The sequence below is a fragment of the Lactobacillus sp. B4005 genome (assembly GCF_026536045.1).
Classification (GTDB): Bacteria; Bacillota; Bacilli; order Lactobacillales; family Lactobacillaceae; genus Lactobacillus; species Lactobacillus panisapium.
This window is the reverse complement of record NZ_JAFNOZ010000006.1, coordinates 1-26400: the sequence shown is the minus strand read 5'-3', so window position 1 is coordinate 26400 and position 26400 is coordinate 1. Positions and strand designations below refer to the sequence as shown.

General features: G+C 37.8%; 23 protein-coding genes. 12 read left to right on the top strand and 11 right to left on the bottom strand.

Annotated features, from left to right (window positions below):
* Positions 1-3 precede the first annotated feature (3 nt).
* The 3 genes from J3U73_RS09350 to J3U73_RS09340 form a co-directional block, all read right to left on the bottom strand.
* Positions 4-1011, bottom strand: coding sequence for an aldo/keto reductase (locus J3U73_RS09350; protein ID WP_267410274.1), 1008 nt, complete (start codon positions 1009-1011; stop codon positions 4-6).
* 16 nt (positions 1012-1027) lie between these two features.
* On the bottom strand, positions 1028-1723 hold the full coding sequence (locus J3U73_RS09345; RefSeq protein WP_267410273.1) for a carboxymuconolactone decarboxylase family protein: 696 nt from the start codon (positions 1721-1723) through the stop codon (positions 1028-1030).
* A gap of 99 nt (positions 1724-1822) precedes the next feature.
* On the bottom strand, positions 1823-2698 hold the full coding sequence (locus tag J3U73_RS09340; RefSeq protein ID WP_267410271.1) for a LysR family transcriptional regulator: 876 nt from the start codon (positions 2696-2698) through the stop codon (positions 1823-1825).
* Between the two features lie 169 nt (positions 2699-2867).
* Here J3U73_RS09340 and J3U73_RS09335 point away from each other — a divergent pair, with 169 nt between their 5' ends.
* From J3U73_RS09335 to J3U73_RS09325, 3 genes are all read left to right on the top strand, one after another.
* Entirely contained in the window at positions 2868-3251 is a 384-nt protein-coding gene (locus J3U73_RS09335) for a DUF2255 family protein (protein ID WP_220232569.1), read from the top strand.
* Positions 3252-3934: 683 nt separating this feature from the next.
* Complete coding sequence (locus J3U73_RS09330) at positions 3935-4309, top strand: hypothetical protein (protein WP_220235016.1); 375 nt, start codon at positions 3935-3937, stop codon at positions 4307-4309.
* 180 nt (positions 4310-4489) lie between these two features.
* On the top strand, positions 4490-4843 hold the full coding sequence (locus J3U73_RS09325) for a MerR family transcriptional regulator (RefSeq protein ID WP_267385024.1): 354 nt from the start codon (positions 4490-4492) through the stop codon (positions 4841-4843).
* 11 nt (positions 4844-4854) lie between these two features.
* On the opposite strand, the gene J3U73_RS09320 is transcribed toward J3U73_RS09325, so the two are convergent.
* Together J3U73_RS09320 and J3U73_RS09315 are read right to left on the bottom strand one after the other, a co-directional pair.
* A complete protein-coding gene (locus J3U73_RS09320; protein WP_267410270.1) occupies positions 4855-5727 on the bottom strand; it encodes an alpha/beta hydrolase in 873 nt (290 codons plus the stop codon).
* A gap of 27 nt (positions 5728-5754) precedes the next feature.
* A complete protein-coding gene (locus J3U73_RS09315) occupies positions 5755-7500 on the bottom strand; it encodes a 1-deoxy-D-xylulose-5-phosphate synthase (protein WP_267410269.1) in 1746 nt (581 codons plus the stop codon).
* A gap of 253 nt (positions 7501-7753) precedes the next feature.
* Between J3U73_RS09315 and J3U73_RS09310 the strand changes: the two genes are divergently transcribed.
* Positions 7754-8605 (top strand): helix-turn-helix domain-containing protein, encoded by an 852-nt coding sequence (locus tag J3U73_RS09310; RefSeq protein WP_267410268.1) that lies wholly within the window; start codon positions 7754-7756, stop codon positions 8603-8605.
* Positions 8606-8711: 106 nt separating this feature from the next.
* Positions 8712-9575 (top strand): NAD(P)-dependent oxidoreductase, encoded by an 864-nt coding sequence (locus J3U73_RS09305; protein WP_267410267.1) that lies wholly within the window; start codon positions 8712-8714, stop codon positions 9573-9575.
* 84 nt (positions 9576-9659) lie between these two features.
* On the opposite strand, the gene J3U73_RS09300 is transcribed toward J3U73_RS09305, so the two are convergent.
* Genes J3U73_RS09300 through nrdJ form a run of 4 tightly spaced genes read right to left on the bottom strand, consistent with a single transcriptional unit; the run spans position 9660 to position 13395 of the window.
* A complete protein-coding gene (locus tag J3U73_RS09300) occupies positions 9660-10199 on the bottom strand; it encodes a cob(I)yrinic acid a,c-diamide adenosyltransferase (protein WP_267410266.1) in 540 nt (179 codons plus the stop codon).
* A complete protein-coding gene (locus J3U73_RS09295; protein WP_267410265.1) occupies positions 10196-10711 on the bottom strand; it encodes an ECF transporter S component in 516 nt (171 codons plus the stop codon). The genes J3U73_RS09300 and J3U73_RS09295 overlap by 4 nt, the downstream gene beginning before the upstream one ends.
* A gap of 6 nt (positions 10712-10717) precedes the next feature.
* Positions 10718-11107, bottom strand: coding sequence for a DUF4430 domain-containing protein (locus J3U73_RS09290; protein WP_267410264.1), 390 nt, complete (start codon positions 11105-11107; stop codon positions 10718-10720).
* A 53-nt stretch (positions 11108-11160) separates the two neighbouring features.
* Positions 11161-13395, bottom strand: coding sequence for a ribonucleoside-triphosphate reductase, adenosylcobalamin-dependent (nrdJ, locus tag J3U73_RS09285; protein ID WP_267410263.1), 2235 nt, complete (start codon positions 13393-13395; stop codon positions 11161-11163).
* 630 nt (positions 13396-14025) lie between these two features.
* On the opposite strand from nrdJ, the gene J3U73_RS09280 reads away from it, so the two are divergent.
* The 5 genes from J3U73_RS09280 (at position 14026) to treC (ending at position 19380) form a co-directional block, all read left to right on the top strand.
* Entirely contained in the window at positions 14026-14727 is a 702-nt protein-coding gene (locus tag J3U73_RS09280) for a YjjG family noncanonical pyrimidine nucleotidase (protein WP_267410262.1), read from the top strand.
* A 72-nt stretch (positions 14728-14799) separates the two neighbouring features.
* The gene (locus tag J3U73_RS09275; RefSeq protein ID WP_416381435.1) at positions 14800-15663 is read left to right on the top strand and encodes an aldo/keto reductase; all 864 of its coding nucleotides are present in this window, start codon (positions 14800-14802) and stop codon (positions 15661-15663) included.
* A gap of 26 nt (positions 15664-15689) precedes the next feature.
* Positions 15690-16454: a pyrroline-5-carboxylate reductase gene (gene proC / locus J3U73_RS09270; protein ID WP_267410261.1), complete on the top strand. Its 765-nt coding sequence runs from the start codon at positions 15690-15692 to the stop codon at positions 16452-16454.
* Between the two features lie 515 nt (positions 16455-16969).
* Positions 16970-17698, top strand: coding sequence for a trehalose operon repressor (gene treR, locus J3U73_RS09265; RefSeq protein ID WP_267410260.1), 729 nt, complete (start codon positions 16970-16972; stop codon positions 17696-17698).
* 14 nt (positions 17699-17712) lie between these two features.
* Entirely contained in the window at positions 17713-19380 is a 1668-nt protein-coding gene (gene treC / locus J3U73_RS09260) for an alpha,alpha-phosphotrehalase (RefSeq protein WP_267410259.1), read from the top strand.
* A 145-nt stretch (positions 19381-19525) separates the two neighbouring features.
* On the opposite strand, the gene J3U73_RS09255 is transcribed toward treC, so the two are convergent.
* Positions 19526-20536: a D-2-hydroxyacid dehydrogenase gene (locus tag J3U73_RS09255; RefSeq protein WP_220268926.1), complete on the bottom strand. Its 1011-nt coding sequence runs from the start codon at positions 20534-20536 to the stop codon at positions 19526-19528.
* 375 nt (positions 20537-20911) lie between these two features.
* Between J3U73_RS09255 and J3U73_RS09250 the strand changes: the two genes are divergently transcribed.
* Both J3U73_RS09250 and J3U73_RS09245 read left to right on the top strand, forming a co-directional pair.
* A complete protein-coding gene (locus tag J3U73_RS09250) occupies positions 20912-21739 on the top strand; it encodes an exodeoxyribonuclease III (protein WP_220220503.1) in 828 nt (275 codons plus the stop codon).
* Positions 21740-21827: 88 nt separating this feature from the next.
* The gene (locus J3U73_RS09245) at positions 21828-24677 is read left to right on the top strand and encodes a DUF3427 domain-containing protein (protein ID WP_267410257.1); all 2850 of its coding nucleotides are present in this window, start codon (positions 21828-21830) and stop codon (positions 24675-24677) included.
* Between the two features lie 86 nt (positions 24678-24763).
* Here J3U73_RS09245 and J3U73_RS09240 read toward each other — a convergent pair whose 3' ends face one another.
* Positions 24764-25897 (bottom strand): serine hydrolase domain-containing protein, encoded by a 1134-nt coding sequence (locus J3U73_RS09240; protein WP_267410256.1) that lies wholly within the window; start codon positions 25895-25897, stop codon positions 24764-24766.
* Between the last annotated feature and the right edge of the window lie 503 nt (positions 25898-26400).

The window sequence follows — 26400 nt, the reverse complement described above, 5'->3', positions numbered from 1 at the left end:
TTTTTAACGAGTAAAGTTTTGGTCTGCAGGGGTCAATGGTCCAACAACACGATGAGGCGTGTACAGTTGTTCAAGGTAATGTAAATCTTCAGTAGATAAGTCCAAATTAACGGCATCGACAGAGGATTTAAGGTGATTAGGATTAGTTGCACCGATAATTGGAGCAGCCACTTGAGGTTTGTGAAGCAGCCAGGCTAAGGCAATCTGTGCTTGTGGCACATTGTACTTAGCGGCAAGTTCACCCACACGCTTGATAATTGGCATATCTTTTTCTTTGTCCGCATCATATTTTTCTTGCGCTGGCTTATCAGTCTTGTAGCGCAAAGTATCACCACTCCATTGCCTAGTTAGACGGCCAGAAGCAAGTGGACTATATGGGGTTAATGCGATATCTTGGTCTTGGCAATATGGAATCATTTCGCGTTCATCTTCACGATACAAGAGGTTGTAGTGGTTCTGCATGGAAATAAATTTGGTCCAGTTATGTTTTTCAGCTATATTTTGCGCTTGTTCGAATTGCCAAGCAAACATAGCTGAAGCGCCGAGATAACGCACTTTTCCTGCTTTAACAAGATCATGTAAAGCCTCCATTGTTTCTTCAATTGGCGTTTGGTAGTCCCAGCGGTGAATAATATAAAGATCAATATAATCCATCCCTAGACGTGTTAGGCTTTGATCAATTTGCGTCATGATGGCCTTGCGTGATAAGCCATGCTGGTTAGGCTCATCAGTTGGTGTATAAAAAACTTTGGTAGCAACGACTACTTGGTCGCGTGGGGCTAATTTTTTTAAGGCCGCGCCAAGATATTTTTCACTGTCGCCATGGGAGTAAATATTAGCAGTATCAAAAAAATTAATTCCTAAGTCTAATGCTTGTGCGACTACTTCCTCGCTTTTTTGTTCATTAATTGCCCAAGGAAACATGCCAGCTTCTGGACGTCCGAATCCCATTGTACCTAAACAAATTCGCGACACGTCTAAACCGGTGTGACCTAATTTAGTATATTTCATCATAATTCCTCTTTTCTTACGAATTTTCTTCGGCTAATTGACTTGCAGCTTGATGAATTACTTGCACACTATTGATAACAAAGGGAAAACCAACGTAAGGCAAAAGCTGGATTACTGACCAAATTAATTCGCTTTCGGTATTGCCAGCCTTTAAACTTCCGCGTGCATGAGCCCTGATCTGAAATTCAACATTTAATGTAATAAGAGCTAGTAATTCATAGCGCTCACGATCGCGAACCGGCAAAGTCTTCCGGCTATAAAAATCATTAAAAAAGTGCTGCGTTAACGCATGTGGAATAAATTGACCGGCTTCATCGGGCAAATCTTTTAGTAAGTTCTTGATTTCTGTACCGTAAAGCCTACTTTGCACTCTAGCGCCAAAATCTTGATCGGTTGCAGTTTCAGTTAGAGACAGCTGAACTTGATGCTGAGCAAAAACTTTTTGAATACAAGATAATGCCTGCTCAACTTTTAATGTGCCGATAACAGGTACTAATTGGTAAATTACTTCGGTAATTGTTTCAGGCTCAACATGCTTATTTAGTGCTTGCTCAACTTGATCAGGCAGCTGCTTAATTATTCCCTGGGTAATACTAGCAATTATTGGAATTAAAAAGCGATCTTTTTGTAAGTGCTTTGCACAATGATTGTTAACATCATTAAAAAAAGGGGTAACTAATTGGTTAAATTCTTCGATAAGTGGTTTATTCACAGTATTTTCTCCTTTATTAACTAAATTCTAGTGTGAATTATTAATAGTGTAAAATGCTTATCGTGCATGATTAAAGATAATTTTAAGTAATTATAACGGTTAAAAGATTGATTCCTTTAGCAATTTTAAAAATAGTTCCGCTACAGGTGATAGACTGACCTCGCGTTTCCAGACGACTTTAATTGGGTATTGCAATTGGGGCGCAAGCTTTCTAAAAGTGACGCCAGAGCCGGGTGAAGTGTTAACTAGGTTATCCAGGGTTAGCATCAGTGCAGCATTATTTTTGACCAGCAAAGTGCCATTGAAGTTTAGGTTATAAGTACCAATAAAGTTGACCTTTTCTTTGTAATTGCCCAGCCAATTTTGAAAAGTATGAAAATTGACCGCCTGCTGTGAATTTAAAACTGACCGACCAACTAAGTCCTGTGGCGTAATCATTTCTTGTTTGACTAGCGCGTCGCTAGTATTCATTAATACGCCCCAAGTGTCTTTTTCAGGCAAAGTTAAAGAGGCGTAATTTGGTGTGGGTGCATCCCCAATAATAACCGCAAAATCAACTGTGCCGTTGGTTAGTTTACGTTCAGCATAACTATAGTCGCCGCTTAAAAGGTGAATTTTAACGGTTGGGTGCTCTTTAATAATCGCACTCACAACATTCATGATGCGCTGCATACCAATACTTTCGCCAGCAGCAATGGTTAAGTCGCCACTAATAAAAGAAGATGATTCTAGATTGCTTTTAGTCTTGGCAGTTAAAGCCAAGATTTCTTTAGCTTGCTCTAGCAGGTATTGTCCAGCAGGAGTAAGCGTCAATCGCCGTGACTTGCGGCTAAATAACTTAACGCCTAATTCATCTTCTAGATCCGCAATTTGTCTAGACAATGCGGGTTGGGAGATTAACAGTTTTTGTGCTGCGTGTGTCATATTGCCTTCTTGTGCAACCGCAACGAAGTAATTTAAAACTCGTAATTCCATTTTCTTTCTCTTTATATGTTTATCTGTTTTTAGTTAGTGATTTTTGACTATTTTTTAATGCAAACTGGTTATGTTTAGTAATCATTAATGAGTATTTCACATCGGTAAAGTAAGTATCTACAATTAAGATATCATCATCTTTTAACTAGTATTGAAAGGAGTCTTTCAAATGAATGAATGGTCAAAAGCGGTCCTAGATAATTTTACTCATGACGAGGCGATTAAAATTGAGCCTTTTTATGAAGATGGCAAAACTCACGCCACGCCGGTAACGATTTGGTTTGTGATTATTGCAGGTAGAATTTATATTAGGGCATATCACGGACAAGATTCTAAGTGGTATCAAGCAGCCGTAAAGCAAGGTGCAGGTCAAATCACAGCTGGCAATCAAACTTATCAAGTTAACTTTACCGCTGTTAGCAACAATACTGAAATGGATCAGCGAATAAATCAGGCATATCATCAAAAGTATGAGGGTCAGAGCCCATTAGAAGGGATGACTTCTCCGGCGGCAATTAAAGCAGCAATATGTATTACGCCAAAGCAAGATTAAGCTAGTCTAGAAGATATTAGTAAGCGAAAAGCTCCAACTACTAGGAAGTTTAAGGTCCTAAATTGGAATAGTAGTAAGCCGGATCCGATCAACTGTGCAACCAAATAAATGATATCATTAATGCTATTTTTCAAAGCCTTCGGCTTCAGCAAGTTCTTCGGTATCATTAATTAGAGGCATTTCGAGCCTACCTAAATGAAAGCCGGTAATATCTGACATGAGATTAATTCCGATAACAATTAAAACTAAATTACTACCAGCAAAGCTACGTCTAAAAAGTAAACTAACAATGATATATGGTCTAAAGTATGGTCTAAAGCGAATGCTGGCTAATCAAACCATAATTAATTTCTTAACTTGATTGGAATGAGCGAGTATAGCGAGCAATTACAAAAATTTATGCAAAAAAAGGGACTATTTTGACTAAGAATTGTCGAATACGCCAATCTTTAATTCCTTTTTCTTTTTTATTGTATACTAAAGGCATAAAAGGATAGGTATATACATCTAAATTAGTAAGCAATATTATGAAAGATTGGTTACGTGGTACATCAATTATTATTTTTTTCAGTGAATGAAATCGCATTTTGGAAATTAATGATGTTGACAGATGTGCAATAAGTTTTTGATGGATTACTTATAAAGTTTAGGCAAAAATGATTAAATTTTATAAGGTGTGAATTATGAAGATAAAACTTAGTAAAATTTTTCCTATTTCAATAGGCATTATATTATTAATAATTGCGATAAAAGATTTTTCTCCTTGGCGTAGTCCAAGGGAAATAATAATAGCACTACTAACATTAGCAGTGGCATTATGGCCCACAAGTAAAAACCAAAAATCAACTTCTTCTGAAACGGATTACTTAGTTGATCACAAAGTTGTAGTTTATTCAGAGCGTATTTATTTAGCGATGTTCTTCGTCTTTATAGTTTTATATTACTTAGATGGGAAAAATATCTTACTGGGTGTTATATCTATTTATTCATTATTACTTTGGCTTGTTCAGCAGGTAATAATAATTGTTTTAGACTTATTAAAAAGTAAAAGAAAATAATTAATTTTAGAGGCATACTCTATAAAAAGGCTAGCTTAATTTCGCTAATAGAGCGCAAAGACGGCATTAGAAGTATAAATATAAACTGGATAGGTGCTTTTGTCTTTTGGGCCGCGTAAAAGACTTATTGTTAAGTCAAATTATACTTTGTTTAAAGTAAAAAATTGGGAGATTAACAGGATGAAAATAGCAGAAGCAGCGCAAAAAACTAACGTAACTCCAGTTACCCTGCGCTATTATGAAAAAGTTGGCTTAATTCCGCCAATAGAGCGCAAAGACGGCATTAGAAATTATAGCGAAGCTGATATAAACTGGATTGGCTTTATCAGATGCATGCGTCAAGTGAGAATTCCCGTTAATGACTTACTCGAATATACTAAATTAGTTCAAAAGGGCACGGATACTAGAAAAACCCGGCGCGCAATTTTAGTTAAAGAATTAGAAAAGCTTGAACAAGAAAATCACAACATCCAGCAAACAATTACGCGCTTAAAAACTAAAATCACTTTGTACGATCAGGGCAAAATTAAGTAAAGTGTTATTTTTTATTTTGCCCATAAAAATTTAACCAGTAACTGAGCTACCTGCTTGTTTTCATGCAGCTTGCTGTGTTGAGCGTTTTGCCCGTGAAATTCGTGTTCTTGGTAAGATCGTGCGCGTTTACTAACTAAGTAACGGTAAGAGCGGGAGGAGTTATTGTCAACTGAACCATCTGTTCCGTTACCAGTATTACCGTAGATATTTAGTACGCGGGCATTTTGCGGGAAAGTCCTTCTTAAAGGCAGTAGTCCTTTGTAGCCAGTATCCATTTTTTCTGGCTTACCATTTTTAGTTAAAATAGTATGCTTGGGTGCGCCGAGTTCGCCGAGATAGCCGTTATAATGGCCTGCAATAGAAACTTGTTTATTCAATTGCGGCATTTTGGAATTAGCTGCATTATTTTTTAAATAATAGGCAATTTGCAGGTTGCCCATGGAATGACCGACTAAATTGATTTTATTAAAATGGTATTTCTTCTGCAGCGCTACTACTACGTCTTTAATGTAATTACTACTTTTAGTTAAAGCACGAGCCTGATCGGTTTCATCTGGGAAAATACTTTTATTATTAAGTAAGTTGACCTCAATGATGGGATTTTTAGCATTAGTACTGATGGTTTTATCAAACGTAACTTTGCCGTCTTGACTAACGTCAGCTCTTATAATTGAGTTAGTCGCGTTACAAGCGCGGGCATAATTTGCCATGCTTTCTTCTGCATGATAGCTGCTGCCCCAACCATGAACAAAGATGGTGGGAGTAGCAATTGTTTTAGCTGGATTTTGCTTTTGCTCTGCCTTATTAAAGAAGAGCCACCAGCAAGCTAGTAACACAAGAATTGCTAACAAGCCACTCAGAACTGCCTTGCTTTTTTTCGTCATTTTTAATCCTTAGTAGACTTTGAGAGTCTAAAGTATATTTTTAATATCAGCTGTAATTTGCTTAACCGTCAAATGATTATCCTGGTAGATTTGCTCAACAGGAGTTTGATCGGTATAAACCCGTTTTTGCCCGTAATTAAGGACTTTGACATCTTTTTGACCAAGATAAGAAGCTACTTTTTGACCAAAACCGCCGTCTAAGGTGTTATCTTCCAAGGTAACAATGACTTTGTGGTTAGCTGCTAGTTCGTCTAAAGCTGCCTGATCTAAAATATTGGCGGAAATAGGATTGACTAACGTTGCATTTAGCGCGGTAGCAACTTGTTTTCCGAGGCTGTAGAAGTCGCCTAGGGCAAGAATTGCAACCTTTTGCCCAGGATTGATGCGGTATTTTAATTCGCTATAATCAGTGGCAACTTCTTGGTCATCACTGACAGGAACGTTAGCGGGTAATTTAATGGCAACTGGATGCTTTCTTTGCTTGATTGCCCATTCAAGCATTGCTTGTTCTTCTTTTAAAGTCGTTGGAGCTAAGTAAAGCCAGTTGGGCAAGTTGGCAACCATTACTTGATCAAAAATGCCAAGGTGAGTCTTAGAACCATTTGAAATTCGGCCACCAGCAACAAGCATGACTACTGGCAGGTCGTTGGCTGCAACGTCATGAGAAAGCTGGTCAAAAGCGCGCTGTAAGAAGGTGGAATTTTCCATTAAAACTGGAATGCCGCCTTCTTTAGCAAAACCAGCAGCAAATGCAACTGATTCCTGCTCGGCAATGCCAACATCGGTATAGTTTGCCGGGTACTCTTGCTTAAAGTGGTCAAGATCAAAGACGCCGGGAATGGCAGCATTAATTGCCATGATTTTTTGGCCAGCCTTGATTTGCTCCTTGATGACATCTAGTGCAATCGAATTAGGGGTTGGTGCAGATGAAGCTGCGGCTGTCGGTTGATCAGTAGCTAAATTAAAGGGACTAACCCAATGGTGGGCCTCTTCATCTTGAATGGCAGGCTTATAGCCTTTACCCTTAAGCGTGTTGATATGCAGCAAGATTGGGTGATCGACATCTTTGACCGCTTTAAAAGCGTTAATCATTGCTTGAAGGTCATTACCATCTGCAACGTAACGGTAATCAAAGCCCATTGCCTTGAAAGGATTTTCTGCCGCTTCGCCATTAGAATCACGCAATTTCTGCAGTGCCGTAACCAGTCCACCAACATTTTTATCAATTGACCACTGATTATCATTAACGACGACAACTAGGTTATGTTGCTCAATTGCGGCATTATTAAGACCTTCAAAAGCTAGGCCGCCAGTCATTGACCCGTCACCAATTAAAGCCATGATATTTTCATGTCCGCCTAGTAAATCACGTGCCTTGGCCATTCCGGTTGCCAGGGCAATTGAGGTCGAGGTGTGGCCGATTGAGTAATAATCATAGGGACTTTCATCAGGATTAGTATATGGCGTAACGTCTTCATAATGATCAGGATCAAGCCAAGCTTTTGCTCGTCCTGTTAGCATTTTATGGGGATAAGTTTGGTGGGAAACATCCCAGACGATCTTGTCTTTTGGCGCATTAAATACGTAGTGATAGGCGATGGTTGCTTCAACAATTCCTAAGTCAGGGCCGAGGTGTCCGCCTTCATATGCGTCTTTTTCCAAAATTAGTGTCCTAATTTCTGTGGCTAATTGTTCCATTTCTACGATACTTAATTTTTTAAGGTCTTGGGGACCAGAAATTTTATTTAATAAAAAATCTTCATGCTTATTCATGAAAAAGTGCCTCCCTGCACAATTAAATAGATGATTGTTGACTGCTTTAATTATAAAATACTTTATTTGGGATGAAGAAAGTTCGTAGATTGATTTACGATCTGGATACCCGCAATAAAGCGATTAATCATTAAAATTGTAATACTTAGAGCTAAGGTTAAGTCAAATATTAATTGGAAATTTTTTAACCAGTTTTTAGTATTATAATCATTATTAAGAATAATGTTTGGAACTAAAATAATGGGATAGCAAAATGACAATTGGCGCTTTATTAAAACAGTACAGACTTGAAAATGGCAAGACGCAAAAAGAATGGGCGGCTGGCATTGTCAGCCCTTCGTATTATTCAAAAGTTGAACAAAATAAGCATCGCATTACCGCCGAAGACTTGATTGCAGTCTTGCGCGCAAACCAAATTGGCTTGTGGGATTTCTTTCAAAGGCTGGATGATAGTGAACGGCAACAATTTGATGAATTTAAATTTGTTGATCATGCAATTAACCAAGCATGGTATCAAAATGATCAGGCCAAGCTGAAAGAAATTAGGCAATATGTTGAAGATAGTACAATGGCCAATCAAGACAAATGGCTGCTTTACCTTGATGCAGTCGAGGTGGAAATTAATAATCAGCCAGAAAAATTAAGTGCAGAAAAACGTGCACGATTACAAGAATGGCTGTTTGATTTTACTGATTTTGACGAAACGAAATTACGAGTTTATATCAATTTGATGCCATTTTATGACCTTGACAGCAACCTGCTCTTTAGCAAAAAAGTTATTGCTAAATTGCAAAAGTCGGATAAGTCGCGGCATCAAACAGAATTATTAGGCATAATTGGCAATTTGTTGATTGATTTAATTAAAGCCAAGCGATATGAGGATACCGGCTGGTTGATTGAAGCAGCAGCTAAGGTGGCAACAAGGCCAGAGCTGTTTTTCTATAAAAATATTTTAGTGTTGCTTGAAAATATGGTGAAGTATCATTTTGACCATCAAGATAAATATTTGGAAAAGTGTGAATGGGCAATTAAAAACTTTACCTTAATAGGGATGCCTGAGTATGGCAATGAAGTGGAATCTTTTTTCCGCCAATACTGCGACTAGGAGTGCTGGCTAATATAAAAATCTATTGGCTTGCTAGCAAATAAAAAAACTGGTGCTATGATAGGTTTATATATGGAAACCATTGGTTATAAAGGAGTGATTCTTAATGAAAGTTGGTTTTATTGGAACCGGAGTAATGGGAAATGCGATTTGCCTCAATTTATTGCAAGCTGGTCATGAGCTCTGGGTTTACAACCGAACAAAAAGTAAAACGGATAACTTGGTTGCTAAGGGTGCGACTTGGTGTGAAAGTCCCAAAGCGGTAGTTGAACAAGCCGAAGTGATCTTTTCAATCGTCGGCTTTCCTAAAGATGTCGAGCAAGTTTACTTTGGCGAAAATGGGATTTTAACTGCAAACGTTAAAGATAAGTACTTGGTTGACATGACTACATCAAAACCGGCACTTGCTCAGCGCATTTTTACTGAAGGTGAAAAGCTTGGCGCTAAAGTTTTGGATGCACCTGTATCTGGTGGTGATTTGGGTGCTAAAAATGGTACGCTGACGATTATGGTCGGTGGTGATAAGGCAGCCTATGATGATTTGGCAGATCTTTTTAAAGACTTTGGCAAGTCAGTTCATTATTTTGGCCCAGCTGGTTCAGGACAAAATACAAAGATGGCTAATCAAATTATGATTGCAGGTACAATGACTGGAATGACAGAGATGCTGGTTTATGCCAAGAAGGCTGGACTTGATCTTAATGCCGTGCTAGAAACTGTGGGTGCTGGTAGTGCGGCAAACTGGAGTTTAAGTAATTATGGTCCCCGGGTTTTAAAGGGTGATTACACTCCAGGCTTTTTTAGCAAGCACTTTTTAAAAGATCTCAGAATTGCGCTAGATACGGCTAAGGAAATGAAACTTGAATTGCCGGCAACCGAAAAAGCGGCTGAGCTTTACGCTAAACTGGTTGATGAAAAAGGACTAGGCGATTTAGGAACGCAGGGCTTAATTAAACTTTGGTGGAATTAGCTGCGTTAAAATTGCAAACTAAAAAACGACCGATACTAATGGGGGTTCTTATCAGTATCAGTCGTTTTTTTAATGACTACTAACTTATAGTTTGCTTTTAACTTCTGCTACACCGTCCAAAACGTTCGCGTAACGAGCCAAAATAAAAAGATAGTCAGATAATCGGTTAATGTATTTTAAGCAAGCAGGAGCCAATTTTTGCTCTTCAGCGTCCAATTTAACCATTGCTCGCTCAGCTCGTCTGGCAATTGTGCGAGCATAATGTAAGTGTGATGCTGTTAGTGATCCGCCGGGTAAAATAAAATGGGTTGTTTTTGGAATTTGCTGGTTAAGCTCATCGATTCGCTTTTCAAGCGCGGTAACTTTAGCGTTAGTAATCTGCTCATGCCGTTTGACAACAATGTCACTTTCAAGCTCGTATAGATCACGTTGCAAATTTTGCACTGGCACCAATAACTTTTGGCAATTAGCGGATAAACTTGCGGCTACAACGCCGAGATACGAATCAAGTTCATCAATGTCACCTACGGCAACAATTTGTAGGTCATATTTGGGCACCATTTTGCCCGTAACTTGTTTGGTAAAACCATGATCGCCAACCTTGGTGTAAATTTTGATAGTCATGATAGCCTCTTTTGGTAATGATCAAGTGCAATGTTAAGGGGTTTGTATAAAATAGGATAAAAAACTAAATTACCAATGGCATGGTAAGTATCAAAGGTCAGGCTGCCGGCCCAATAAGCTAGGAAGGCCTGGAAACCGCCAAAAATGGACATCCCGAAATCAACAAAACAACCATATTCCCAGCCTAAAAACGTGACAAGTATTAGTTGCAAAATAAAGTGCTTTTTTAATGGCGTAAATTTTGCAAATAACGCCACGGTTAAAACGCAACCGCCATAGGCAAGAATCTGCGAAACGGTCCAAATACCAAATCCCAGATAGATGTTAGAAACGACCATCGTTAAAATGGCCAAAGCAAAACCAAAAGTAAAGCCCAAATTTAGCGTAACGATCATTAAAATTGCAGTAACTGGTTGAACATTAGGTACAGGAATAATTTTAAAAATTCTAAGCGTCACGCACATTGCGGTTAAGATTGCAAGAAGTGCTATTTTTTTGGTTGAGTTGTGCATAATTAATTAGTTCACCTTAGCTAGAGTGAATTTAACCTTGTCTTTATTACCCACTCTTTGCTCAGTTGCGCCCTTGTTAGCGAATTTACCGTTAATGGTATATGTCCAGTAAATGTGTTTTGCTTTATTTTGACTCTTGCCGGCAATCGAAGTAATAAAGCCGTTAGTGCTCTTTACGTGCCATAGTTTCCTAAGTCCTTGCATAACTGTTGAATGCTTAGCTAATTTAACCGTCCGCTTTTTATAATTCTTATTATTTACTTTAAGAGTGTAGGTAACGTGAATTTTGCTTGCTGCACTAACCGTAGTAGGTGTTTGTGTAGTTTCATAACCTGCAAAGGTAAAAGTGAAAATTGTTGCTAAACCGGTAATGACTGCTAATTTATTTTTTTTCATGATAAAAACTCCTCGTAATATTTTTCTGATAACGTAATAATTTGTAATTTTGACTATTTAACTGGGCAAGCGCCGTTTTCACAATCTTCTTGATCAACAAGTTCTAAGTCTTTTTGATCGTCATGTTGTTTGGTAAAGACACTAGCAACATCGCCTGAAATCTGAGCTTTGCGCTTTTCATAAGTTTCCTTATCAATTGGCTCTTTTGGTGCTTGTTCTAATGAACCACCATAATAAGGCAATAAAGAAGTTGACTTAATTACATGACGGTATTGCTTAAACAGCGAATTAATCTTATCGCCCTCCTCTTTTTGGAACGTGACGGTACAACTAACAGCATTGTCGGACCAGTATGTTTGTAAAAACGCTTGGGTGGCAAATTGCTCTTCGATTGAAACCGTCCCGGCAGAAGCAAAGTTTTCACTATCCGCATGGGCTGCCCGTAATGGAAATTCAACACAAGTAGTGTTTGGTGAATAAATATCGGGTTCAGAATAATAGCCGCAAGCTGCTAATGCTTTTAATAATGGATCGGAAGCTTGGAAACGAATTCGCTGAATTAAATAGCCAGCATAGTGGAAGTGCATTCCTTCAGATGCCCCTGCAAGTTTAGCTACAGTTCCTGATGGCTTAACAGTAGTATGCTTAATTGATGGCTCGCAGTGCAGCGCCTTGCTATACTCATTGTCTGCATCAACAACGGCTTGATATGCAGAAGTAACCATTTTGATTCCTTTAGGATCGTAGATCGGCACCTTGATTTTTTCACCAGTTTCTTGATCGACCTCATCCTTAAAGCCGGTAACAACCCGGTGGCCTAGATCATTTAAGAGCCAATCTTGAATTCCTGACATGGAAACACCGATACGCCGGTTTTTATAAATAATCTGGCGAGAAATCTCCCAGTCGTAGGCACTAAAGGTTACGCGCTTGGTGTAGCGTGCGGCCAGCTTGAAGACATCTTGAAGATTCCAGCCTTGTTTTTCAGCGATATAAGGGAAAACTTCAAATAGGTTGCATGGCTCGCCATTTCCAAGCGAGATCTCACCACACGGATTGGTTCCCTCGACTTCGCCATCAATGTCTTTTTGATAGCCATCAATTATACGGCCGTAATTGCGCGATAAATCAAGGTTAACAATTCCCGGCTCACCATTCTCCCGAATACCATTGGCGATAGGCTCATAATCATTAAATTCAGCGTTGATTGCGACACTATTATTAGAAGCCCAGCGATGATGATAGAGCTTATCTTTATCCTGTTTCATTGTGATGAAGTCCTGGTCATCATTTGAACCAAGCGCCAATTCTGCTGATCTTCTGACATTGCCAGCAACAACGGTTTTACCGATTAAATTGCAGATATCGGTGCCATCAACGGAAGTTAGGTGACCGCCAACCCGATCATTAATAATTTGATTAATTTCAAAAACCATTTCTACTAGTGGCATTGGTCCTGAAGCTGTTCCGCCAAAACCATGAATCTTGGCGCCATAAGGTCGAATATCACTGATATCCAAAACTAGCTTTTGCTTGTTTTCAGGATTGGTTTGGTTAAAGTGCATATCGATTAGACGTGCATTGGCTAAAACCCAGCCTTCGCGAGTATCGGGCAGCTTGTAGTAAACGTAATCGGTAGCACCGTCATTTTGCTTTTTCCAAGTTGCTTTGTCAGTTGCACCCAACTTAACTGAGTCTTTGTAAGAAGTGCTCGTCTTATCGATTACAACCGTTAAATCAACTTTTTGATCAACTGGTGGAATTTTGGCAATATTTTCTTTTACGACAGAAAAACCAACACCGCCACCTTTCATAAGTTGATCGAAAGTAAAAGAAAAAGGCATTGAAACAGCTTGTTGATCCTTAGATAAGTAAGCAGGAACAATATGACTGTCACCATATTTTTGTGGTCGGATTGCGATAAACCAGCAATTGTTCAATGAATCACCGTTGCGCTTTTGGTAATCAGTTCCAGACACCCAAAGATTACGTCCAGATGGAGTGGCGGCAAGCCCGTAAACTAGCCGGTATAATTCACGGGCCTCATTAGTTAATTCGGTGATGACTTTCTCAGAAGGTGAGTCTGCAAGGCGCGGGTCAAGGTTAATGTTTCCTTCAACCACGCGTTTGACGGTTTCATCCCACTCTTCGGACCGGTTTTCTTGTGGAAGCCACCGAGCATAGGTCCGCTTGTAGGTAACCCAGCCTAATTCGCCCCAGTGAGGTGAAATATTTTGTTTCACTTGATCAATATAAGCCTGATCTAAGCTTATTGTTGTGTTTTTCATGTGTAAAATAGCTCCTAAAAACTAACAAATGTTCCACACATACATTATGTATGGCTACAGAAAGAACTATACCACAATATCTTGTATTTGATAGCGGATATGCTACTGTAAAACACGAACAAAAAACCCGAATTAATGTAGGAGTAAGATTCGCTAGAAATAAAAAAAATCATATAGGAATAGCTGTACACAAAAAAGCACAACAAGTATTAGAATTTACTTATCGTGCTTAACTAATCTTAGTGAATTATTTATTTATTATTTAAAAACCTAAGAGTGCAACTGCAATGAAAATTACTGCCCCTGTTATGATTAACGGAACCAACAGGTGAATGAAAAAAATAAATATAAGCCCGCAGGCCAGCAAAAAAAATAAAATTTTAAGCGTTCCGATCCCCAGTTTAACAAAAGCCCATATTAGAAAAATAATCAATAAAAGAGTAAGCATGTTTAATTATTCCTCCAATCAAAATATGAAAGAATTATATGCGCCATTTTTAAGATAAGATAGCCTTTTGCTTAATTTTAAGAAAAACATAATTTTCTCATTATAACTAAAATACTGGTATAATAGTTTTCCATGCTAGTATGTGTTATTTCCTAGGAAATAACTAGAAAGGGTGAAGTTACTTGCATTTCAAACAGATTATATTTGATGTTGATGATACATTAATTGATTTTGCCGATACGGAGAATTTTGCTCTTCATAGTCTTTTTAATGCACATCATTGGGAACTTACAGATGAAATCCAACGGCAATATCATTCTTATAATCAGGGACTTTGGCGGGAACTTGAAAATGGTACAATTACTTATCAAGAATTAAGTGAAGCGGTTTTTCATAACTTTTTGAAGAATACTTTTAATATTGAAGTTAATGGTCTCGCTGTTATGAATGAATATCGTTCTTATTTTTCTCGTGCATATAAGCTTTTGCCTGGAGTAAAGGACACTTTACGTTTTGCCCAGAAACAACATTTTGAATTAACAATTTTGACTAATGGCGAAACTTTTATGCAGAGACATCGCCTCGAACTGGCAGGAATTAAAGACTATTTTAATTTAATTGTTACTTCTGAAGAAGCTGGCTATTCTAAGCCAGATAGCCATATTTTTGACTATTTCTTTGCACGGACCAAGTTTGGTCCAAGCGATACAGTTTTTTTTGGCGATGGATTACAGTCCGATATTTTAGGTGCAGAGAATTATGGCTTTAGTAGTATTTGGTATAATCATCGTCATCGAAAAAATAACATGAACTTGCATCCGTTGTATGAAGTAACAACTTATCCACAATTTGTTAAGCTTTTAAAAAACAATTTCCCAAAATAGTTTAAATCTGTTAATGTAATAATGATATATACTTTAATATACTAAAAGATAACGAATTAAGAGGTGAAAATGATGACTGTTGATATTCATTCTATTTCCGACACTTATCAATTAAATAACGGCGTTAAGATTCCAGCTATTGGACTTGGTACTTGGCAAACGCCTGATGGTGATGTTGCAAAAAATGTTGTTAAGGATGCTATTAATTTAGGTTATCGTCTGATTGATACTGCTGCAGCTTATGGTAATGAGGTAAGTATTGGTAAGGGAATTAGAGAAAGCGGTGTTAACCGTTATGACCTTTTTATTACTACGAAACTGTGGAATGACATGCATGGTTATAAGAAAACCACTGAGGCAATTAATAATAGTCTAGAAAAGTTAGGTGTAGATTATATTGATTTATATTTAATTCATTGGCCTAATCCAGCTGCAATTCGTGACCATTGGGCAGAAATGAATGCTGGAAGTTGGCGTGCAATGGAGGAAGCTCAAATTGCAGGAAGAATTCGTGCTATTGGCGTATCCAACTTTAAGCGTGAACATCTTGATGAACTTTTAAAAGTGGCATCCGTTCGTCCTGCGGTTAATCAAATTTATCTTAATCCAAGCGACATGCAAAACGATACAACTTCATATAATAAAGAATTAGGGATTCTTAACGAAGCTTATAGTCCTTTAGGGCGAGGTGCCTTGTTTAGCAATAAAACTGTTATCGAGGTTGCCAAGCATTATGATAAGACTCCCGCACAGGTTTTGTTGCGCTGGTCGCTACAACATCAATTCGTACCATTGCCAAAATCCGTTCATCGTGATCGAATGAAAGAAAACGCCGCTATTTTCGATTTCGCAATTAGTGAAGAAGATATGCAAGCTTTAGATCATTTACATGGTGTAGCAGAAATGGCTACTGATCCTGATAACACTGATTTTTAATAAGATAAATTTTAAGGTGATAAATGATGAAAGTAGGATTTATTGGAACTGGCAAAATCGGTAAGGCAATTATTTTGGGCTTATTGCAAGGCAAAACTACCAGTCAAGAAATTTATGTTTTTGACGGTGGTCATCGGTCAGCACAAAAGGTTGCAGCTGAACTGAATTTGCACCTAGTAGATGACTATACTGCTTTTAACGACTGCCAGGCAGTGATTGTGGCTGTCGGTGGCTCCGTTATAACATCAATTTTTCGTGAACTGGAGCAAAAGTATCATGGTATCATTTTGTCAACTGGTGGTGGTGATCTTACTACAATCAACCAGGAATTACCGGATGATTCTTCTTTTGTCAAAATTGTTCCTAATACGCCAGTTCAAATTGGTGAGGGGATTACAGCGATGAGTTTTGTTCCCGGAGAAAAGAAACAGGTAATTGACACTGTTAAAGCTCTGTTTGAGCAAATGGGCAGTGTTTATGTCGTTCCTGCAGATTTATTAGGAATTTATGGGACTGTTGCAGGTTGCACACCAGCATATGTTAATATGATGATTGAGGCTTTAAGCGACGCTGCTGTCCAAAATGGCGTTAAGCGGGCCGAATCCTACCAAATTGTGGAACAAATGCTGGTAGGTACCGCAAAGCTTGCTTTATCTAGTAAGAAATTACCTGAGGAATTAAAAGATGAAGTAACTACTCCGGGTGGGTCTACCATAAGAGGTGTAGTTAAGTTAGAACAAGAAGGATTCAGAAATGCTTTGATTCAAGCAGTTAATGCTTCAGCTAATTAAAAAAATATGTCTTGGAAAAAGCCAGTTTATAATTTAAATTACAACAATATTTGTAAGCAAAAACTGATAAATCAACTAGATTTATCAGTTTTTCTTATTTGTTATTGAGCTTTTCTTAAAGCTTTTTTTTATTTTTAGAAAAGCAAAAAATATTTCTAAATCACAATTTACAACTATTTTCTGTAAAGATAAACTTCTTTTAGCACTCTTAGTGCTTCTATGTGGTTACCAATGTTACTGGAAAAATGTGAATCACAACTAATATTGACTCTTGCACCTTATTTTTTACATAGAAGACCGATATCATGACAGTTTTTTAATGTCAGAGCTCCTCTGAAGCTATTTTTAAAATATCTTTCAAATAAAGTCTTATGCTTGTATATACATGCTTGGCTTAGCTAAAAAGTATAGCTGTTTTTGTGCTTTTAATTGAGCTTATAAATATTAATTAATTTAATTCCGCTCTTGTACAGACATCATTCGATATAATAGAATAAAAGTGAAAGGATTTAAAAATGACAGATTCAAAAGCGACCTTAATTGCCCAGGATATTGCAGAAAAAATCCGGCATAAGCAATTTAAAGTAGGTAGTTTCCTTCCAAGTGAAAATCAGTTGACCAAACTCTACGGCACTTCACGCGAAACTGTGAGAAAGGCATTAGAGCAACTTAATTCTTTAGGAATGATTCAAAAAATTCAGGGAAAAGGCTCAATGGTATTAGATTTGGGCAGATATTCGTTTCCTATTTCTGGGATTGAAAGTTTTGCTGAACTTAATAAGTCATTGGGGATGAACGCTGAAACCAGTGTTTTGAAATTGACTAAGACCAAAATGCTGCCCAGCTTGTTTGCAGAGAAATTTCCCCAAGAACAGCAAAATGAGGGAATATATCTTGAGCGGTTGCGTTTATTAGCAAAAGAACCAGCTGTTTTGGATTGTGATTTCTTATTTACGCCGCCGATTACTGAATTACCGCTATCGGCAGCTCAAAATTCAATTTATCAATATCTTGAAAATGACTTGGGGCTGGAAGTTTCTTATGCAACTAAGACAATTACGGTTGAAAAGGCAACTGAAAATCTTCGGCGAAAGCTAGCACTTGAAAATGATATGGTTGTTTTGGTAGCAAGTCGCAGTTTTTTAAGCGATACAACGCCGTTTCAATTGACCCTGTCCTTTCACAACCCAGCAAAATTCAAATTCGTTGATTTTGCACGCAGGCAGAATATTAAGCCGCAATAATTTAGGAGAAAAGTATGACCGTTCTGGGAAAAAAAGTAATTTATCAAATCTATCCTAAGTCTTTTTATGATTCAAATAATGATGGAATTGGTGACCTTCGTGGCATTATTGCCAAGATTGATTACATCAAAAAATTAAATGTTGATATGATTTGGTTTAACCCCTTTTTTGTGTCACCACAAAATGATAATGGCTATGATGTTACAGACTATTATAAAATTGATCCGCTATTTGGCACAATGGCCGATTTTGAAGAACTAGTTGTTAAGCTAAAAGAAATTAACGTTGGTATTATGCTTGATATGGTACTTAATCACTGCTCGACTTCTAATGAATGGTTTCAAAAGGCACTGGCAGGTGACAAAAAGTATCAGAACTATTTTTATTTGCGTAAAGCAAAAAAAGATGGCAGCTTGCCAACCAATTGGCAAAGCAAATTCGGTGGCCCGGCTTGGAGCAAGTTTGGTAAAACAGATTATTATTATCTTCATCTTTATGATTCAAGCCAAGCTGACTTAGATTGGCATAATCCTGAAGTGAGAAAAGAAGCTGCCCAAGTAATTAATTTTTGGCGGGAAAAGGGTGTACAAGGGTTCCGTTTTGATGTCATTAATGTCACCGGAAAAGCAGAAATTCTCGTTGATTCGACCAATCCGGTTGAAGAAAAAGCTTTATATACTGATACACCCGTGGTTCATCAATACCTCAAGGAATTAAATCGAGCTAGCTTTGGTCAGGATCAAAATAGTATTACTGTTGGTGAAATGTCATCAACAACTATCAAAAATTCAATTAAATACTCAAAACCAAGTGAACATGAGTTATCAATGGTTTTTAATTTTCATCATTTAAAGGTTGATTATCAAAATGGTCAGAAATGGACAAAAGAACCATTTGACTTTAGGCAGTTAAAGCAAATTTTCACTTCTTGGCAGGAAAAAATGGACGAAGGAGGAGGCTGGAACGCACTCTTTTGGAATAATCATGACCAGCCAATGGCCATTAATCGGTTCGGGGCAACGGGTAAGTACCGTGTGAAATCTGCTGAGATGCTCGCTGCAGCCCTACATTTAATGCGTGGAACGCCGTTTATTTATATGGGTGAAGAAATTGGGGCAGTTAACCCGACTTATTCGTCAATGAAAGACTATGTCGATATTGAAAGTATTAATGCATTTACCGAATTAACAAGGGCCGGAATAAGTGAGCAAGAAGCCTTTGAGATTGTCAAAACAAAATCTCGCGATAATTCGCGGACACCAATGCATTGGTCTAATGATCGGTATGCAGGCTTTAGCAAGCACAAGCCGTGGCTAATGCCAACAGGTCAAGGTGAAATTAACGTTGCACAAGAATTGAAAGATGGTGAAATCTTCAATTTTTACCAAAAACTGATCCATTTGCGTAAGAGTGAGGAGTTGATTTCGGACGGACATATCAAAATGTTTTTAAACGATGATTCACAAGTTTTTGCTTATGTCCGTTATTTACAGCACCAGTCGCAAAAGATTGTTGTGCTCAGTAACTTTTATGGTAAAAAACATGAAGTGGAGCTGCCAGACGGCTTGAAAAATCAGCAAGTCGAAATTTTGATCAGTAATTATGCCAAGACTAGCTCTACTTTAGGGGAGAAAATTAGTCTTCGACCATATGAAACTTTGGCCGTTAAACTGGCAAAGTAATTTTTAGCATAATAAAAAGACGCCTAGATTTTAAGTAAAACCTAGACGTCTTTTTTAAGTAAAAGAGGTATCAAGTAAGTAAATGCTACCTTTTTTAAAAGTCAAATCATTAAATGTGTTTAAGAAGGGAAATAAATTTATGAAATTAAAATTCTTTATCTAAATCAACGGGAGTATCAGGTTTCTCACCTTTAATTAACTTTAAGTTGTTGTCAAATGAATTGATAACCATGTTACGAACAGCATGTGTTGTGTAGAAAGCTGTGTGTGGAGTTACCAAAACGTTTGGACGGGCAATTAAATCGGCTAAGCGCTTGTCAGGCAATTCTTTGTTACTAAAGTCTTCGTTGAAGATACCAACTTCACCTTCGTAAGTGTCCATTACAAAGCCAAAGATTTTACCCGAATCAAGGCCACGAATGACAGCATCAGTGTCAACAAGTGGACCACGTGAAACGTTAACAATAACAACGTCGTCTTTCATCTTCTTGATTGAGTCATCATTGATCATGTGGACATTTTCAGGAACATCAGGTACGTGAAGCGAGATGACATCAGATTGAGCGTAGAGTTCATCTAAAGTATCAACATAGTAACCCTTCTTCTTAAGAATAGGGTTTTGGAAGATATCATAAGCGATAACTTTAGCACCAAAGCCTTCCATAATTCTCATAAATACTTGGCCAATGTGACCGGTACCAATAACACCAACAGTTTGGTCGCGAACTTCACGACCAATTGTAGGTGCCCAGCGGAAGTCATGTTTAGCAAGCTTTTCGTCCATTACCTTATCTTGACGCAAAACCCTTGCAGCTTGAATAGCAGCGTGTTCAGCAATAGCATCTGGTGAGTAAACTGGTACGTTAGTTAACTTGAAGCCAAGTTCTTTTGCTTTCTTCAAATCAATGTTGTCAATACCAACGTTACGAATTGACCAGTTGTGAATACCAAGCTTGTCTAAAGCTTCAATGGTATCTGCCTTATAGTCTAATTGTTGGTAAGTTACAACACCATCAGCACCGTTAGCTAATTCAGCAGTTTCTGGAGTCAAAAGTTGATCAGTGTAATCAACTTCGACATCTGGATGAGCGTCTTTCCACTCGTGGACATATGGCTCTTCGTCTTTACGAATCGCATAAGCATAAATTTTAGTCATAAAATCTAACCTCCATAAATCGTTATTACTATCTCTTGTGCTATTATACACTTGTACCAGATGAATTAAAAATACAAAATTGTGAAATGGATCATTTTAAAAAAACGTTTAGTTTGTAACAACCGCTTACATTTGCATAGTACCAGTTAATTAAGAAAGGAAAATAATTTATTGGCTTTTTACCTAAAGTCGTGAAATTTGTAACAATTTTATAATTACTTAAATATTTTTAAATGTGCTTAAAATGATTTTTCGGGTTAGGCTGCTGGCAGAATTATGTTCTGCTTACTAAAAATTGCCAAATTAAGTTAATGAAGTTGTGAGTCCGTTTTAAAAAACTATATAATGTATAAGATGGATACAAAGGAGAAAAATATGATCTTAATTTCGTGGAATATTGATTCACTGAATGCTGCGTTAACGGGGACTTCTTCTAGGGCTGTAGAAACACGGAAAGTTTTAGAAAAAATCCATGAGCAAAACGCGGATATTATTGCAATTCAAGAAACTAAACTTCGGTCAACAGGACCAACAAAAAAGCATTTAGAAGTGTTAACAAACGAGTTTCCGGAATATGAAATTGTATGGCGTTCATCAGAAGAGCCCGCTCGTAAAGGCTATGCTGGTACGATGTACTTATATAAAAAGGACTTAGAGCCGACGGTTACTTTTCCTGAAATTGGTGCACCAGAACCAATGGACCAGGAAGGCAGAATCATTACGCTAGAATTTCCCGCTTATTTTGTTACACAAGTTTACACGCCTAATTCAGGAAACGGTTTGAAACGTCTAAGTGAACGACAAGTTTGGGATGAAAAATACATCGCTTATTTAAAGCAGCTGGATAAGCAAAAACCGGTGCTAGCTTGTGGCGATTATAACTGTGCCCATGAAGAAATTGACCTGAAGCACCCCGAAACAAATCATCACTCTGCTGGTTTTACTGATGAAGAGCGTGAAGATTTTACCCAGCTTCTTAATGCCGGTTTTACTGATTCTTTTAGAAAAATCAATGGTGACGTTGAAGGCGTTTATTCTTGGTGGGCGCAAAGAGTTAGAACGGCTAAGGCGAATAACTCAGGCTGGAGAATCGATTATTGGATTACAAGCAATCGAATTGCCGATAAGGTGACTCGCTCAGAAATGATGGATACTGGTGTACGTGCAGACCACTGTCCAATATTGTTAGATATTGACTTGTAAATAAAATTTGAGAGAAATCCTAATGACTGGATTTCTCTTTCTTTATATTATAGATAGAAAAATAAGAAATTTAGAGGCATAAAAATCAATGAATGAACCACTGCAAGATGCCATACTTAATGGTCTCTATGATCAATCATACCCTGGCCATGAGCTTCTCAGTCCTAAATTGTTGCAGAATAATCAAAACGACAACATTTGGTTAACCTTGCGGCAGGAACTGCTCAGTTGCCGCTCATTCACATGGACAGTTGCATTTATCACACAGGATATGCTCGTCCCCTTAAAAGTCGTTTTGGCGGATTTGGCACGAAAAAATGTTTCTGGGACCTTAATTACAGGTGATTATTTAGCTTTTAATAATCCCCGCGTTTTTCATGAATTAATGAAAATTACTAATCTGACGGTTAAAATTGCCCCTAATACGGGCTTTCACGCAAAAGGCTATCTTTTTGATCATGAGAATTGGGAAACTCTTGTCATAGGTAGCGCCAATTTCACGCGAGCAGCTCTTCTTAGTAATTATGAGTGGGCGCTAAAAGTCAGTTCGAAAGAAAATGCGGCTTTAACTGAGCAAATTAAGCAGCAACTAGTGCAACTTGATGAAACTAGCCAGCCATTAACTACTACTTGGTTATGTGAATACGAAGCTAACTGGGTTAGCCCTAAGCCAAATGCTATTCAGACTCGCTTTACCCCAGCAAAAGCACAGAAGATAACCCCGAATCAGATGCAAAAAGAGGCTCTAAAGGAGCTAACGGGCTTAATTGCTTCGGGACAAAAGCGAGGATTGATTGTTTCGGCGACCGGTACCGGTAAGACATATTTGGGAGCTTTTGCAGTCAAGGATTTTCATCCTAAGAAGTTTTTGTATGTGGTACACCGCGAACAAATTGCCAAGAAGGCATTAGAAAGTTTTTACCAGGTAATTGGCGGTGATCGCAAAGATTATGGTCTACTGACAGGGCACAAGCACCAACTTGAACGAAAGTATGTTTTTGCCACTGTCCAAACTTTAAGCCAGCCTGAAATGCTCGCTAATTTAAGTGCAACGGAATTTGATTATATTCTAATTGATGAGGCCCACAGAGCAGCGGCTCCCAGCTATCAGCGGATCTTTGCTAAATTTACGCCGCAGTTTTGGTTGGGAATGACGGCTACGCCAGAACGAATGGATGACCAAGATGTTTACCAGTTATTTGATTATAATTTAGCTTATGAAATTCGGCTCCGTGGTGCATTAGAAAATAAGATGCTTGCACCATTTCATTATGTTGGGGTAGAAGACTATGAAGTAGATGGGGAAAGCATTGATGAAACGACTAATTTGCGTAGGCTCCTTGCGCCTAAGCGAGTTGATTACGTACTAAAGCAGCTTGATTATTATGGTTATTGCGGTAAGCAGGCTAAAGGCCTGATTTTTTGCAGTAGGCAGGAAGAGGCCCGCGAATTAGCGCAGATTTTTACGGCTAAAAACCATCCGGCAATTGCCCTGACTAATGAAGATAGTGAAAAGCGGCGAATGCAGGTAGTTAAGCAGCTCGAGCAAGGAAACATTGAATATATCGTTACTGTTGATCTTTTTAACGAGGGAATTGATATTCCGGCACTGAATCAAATAATTATGTTGCGCAATACCCAGTCTAGTATTGTTTTTATCCAACAGTTAGGCCGAGGATTGCGTAAATATCCGGGCAAGGACTACGTAACTGTCATTGACTTTATTGGTAATTATAAAAACAATTATTTAATTCCAATTTCTTTAAATCAAGATAATAGTCGAGATCTAGACAAGGCACGTGAGGAAAGCAAACTGCCAGGATTTATTGATGTTTCAACTATTAACTTCAGTCACGTGGCTTCGGCAAAGATCTTAGCTTCGCTAGATCGCATTAAACTTGATAGTATGAAAGAATTGCGTCAGTCATATTTGGATTTAAAGGAAAAAATTGGGCGACCACCGCTTTTGCTTGATTTTTATCATTATGGTTCAACCTCGCCAATGGTTTTTGCTAATAATCATGCCTTAAAGCACTACGGCCAATTTCTAGTAAAAATGGGTGAATCGGTTGCTTTGAATAAAGAACAAAGTGCTATTTTATTTTTTGTTACGAAAGAATTACTTAATGGCAAGAGACCGCATGAATTAGTTTTATTACAATTATTATTAGAAAAAGACAAGGTAACTCAGTCAGAATTTGAAGAAGCGTTAGCTACATATAATGCATATATTAATCCTGCAGTGCTCAACTCCGTTGAAGATATTTTGACATTAAGCTTTTTTGACATTAAGCAGGGTAAAACGACCAAAAAAGAGCAGTATGGCAATCACGCTTTAATCGAACGCCCAGATTTGTTTACTTATCTGCTCACACCTGAATTGAAACAAGCGCTACATGATAGTCAAGATTTTTACCGGCTGTTTTTGGATGCAGTTAAAACAGGCTTGGCGCTCAACCAAGACTATGATAACCAAGAGCAATTTACGCTTTATCAGCAATATGATCGTAAAGATGCTTGCCGCCTATTGAACTGGCCTAAGGATGTTTCGGCCCCAATGTATGGCTACCGGGTTGATAAAAATGAAACCCCAATTTTCATTACTTATAAGAAAGATTCTGCCAAAAAGCGAAGTGCTTTGTACCATAATACGCTTGAAGATGGGCGTTCTTTGCGGTGGTATACGCGCTCGCCAAGGCACTTGGATTCTGATGAAGTGAAGCGATTGTTAAATACGCCCGACATGAAATTACACATTTTTGTTAAAAAAAGCGATGCAATCGGTAAGCAGTTTTTCTATTTGGGCCAAGCTAATATTCAAAAAGAGACGGTTAAAGAAGAGCAGCTGGGACCAAAGAAAAAAGCAACTGTGGGGATGAACCTGCTGCTTAATAAACCACTACAAGCTAAAATGTACGAATTATTATTTGCAGACTAAAAATTTATCAATTCAACTAAAAAACTCCTATCTGGTATTTGTTGATACCAAATAGGAGTTTTAATTTTTAACAAAAAAGAGATTATTTAACGTGAGACAAATGTATTTGGCTTAATATGTTGAAGGATTTCGTAACCAACATCTTTTTCGGCATTTTCATTATCATTAGTTTGATTTAAAAACATGACGATGCCATTTTGATTATCGGTAGTCAATTGTACCCACGTGCCAAAGTGCATACCGTAGAAACTTCCGTATGCGCTTTTTAGCGATTCGTTTTGCTTGAGATACATTCCTCCGCAATACTCAGTGATTTTGCTGTTTAAGTGTGTCAAATAGTGAAAATCACTTTTATCCAAAATTGAACCGTCGCTTAACCCAACTTGAATGCGGTAGTATTCATCTGGTGTAGTAAATAAGTTGCCAGCTCCTGGTATTTGTGAGGCGAGGCTTGCTTTGATGTAATTGGCATTTTGATAATTTTTTCCGCCATTTGAATAATAAGAAATAGGATCTGTTATTCCTTTAGGGATGTTCTGGTAAAGGTAAGTATTCTTAAGACCTAATTTTTGAATTATTCTGGTTTGGATGTTTTGTTCATAAGATAGTCCGGTAATTTGGCGAATAATTCCAGTTAACAAAATAAAATTGCTGTTGTTGTAATGATAAGTTCCAACATTATCAGAAGGCGAATTATTGATATTTTTGACGACCCAATCAAGAGCGTCTGCTTCTGAATAAACAATTCCCCGGTTTATTTCAGTTTTAGCAGCTGTGATACCGGATGTATGAGTCATTAAGTTGCCAACAGAAATATTATTGGCATTTTTCAAGTTAGGGTACCAACGTGAAATTTTAGTGTTTTGGTTAAATGCCTTGTCAGTATTTTTGGTTTCGTTAATTAGCTGGACAATGATTGCAGCGGTTATTACTTTTTGTAAAGAAGCTGATGGATAAGTGACCTTGGGATTACCATTGCCTATTCGTTTGCCATACCATGCGTAACCGTAACTAATTGTTTGCGGAACGCCGTTTTTGACGACGGTAACGACGCCTCTTACGTGGTGCTCTTTGAAAGTGTTTCTAACAAAATTATACATTTCTGTTTGACTGTTTTGCGTGGTTGTAGTTGCTGCCTGCACTGTGATTGCCCCAGTTGCTAATGGAGCTGAGGCTCCAAGCATCAAAGCGGTAGCAAGAGTGAAAAATTTATGTTTCAAAATATTATTTTCTCCCTTTTGAAGATATTAGAAGTATTATAAATCGTTATCATTAACAAAGAAATGCTAAAAGGTTAAGATTCTTTAACAATCTTTGTAAACGTGAAGTAACAATTGAAACGCTGTAAATTTTAAAAATAGCAGAGGTTAACTAAGTAAGCAGCAGCAATTAAAGTAACACCCAGTACTAATTAGTTGAATAAGCTAGCCAAAACATACTTAAAAAAACGCTAATATTAAGGCTTTATTACTAGAATCAAAAATAAATTACAAAAAAGACTTGCAAAAGTAAAAAAGAGTTGCTAATATTAATAACTGTCGTCGGGCGCAAGGCAAGAGCCAAGCGGAAGAGGGCGAAAAAAATCCGAAAAAACTAGTTGACAAAGAAGAGCTAGTTTAGTAAGATAATAAACGCTGCTGTAAAAAAAGCAACAGCGGGGTCAGAAAAAAGTTCTTGACAAGAGGACAAAGATCTGGCAAAATAAAACAGCGGCGTTTACGAG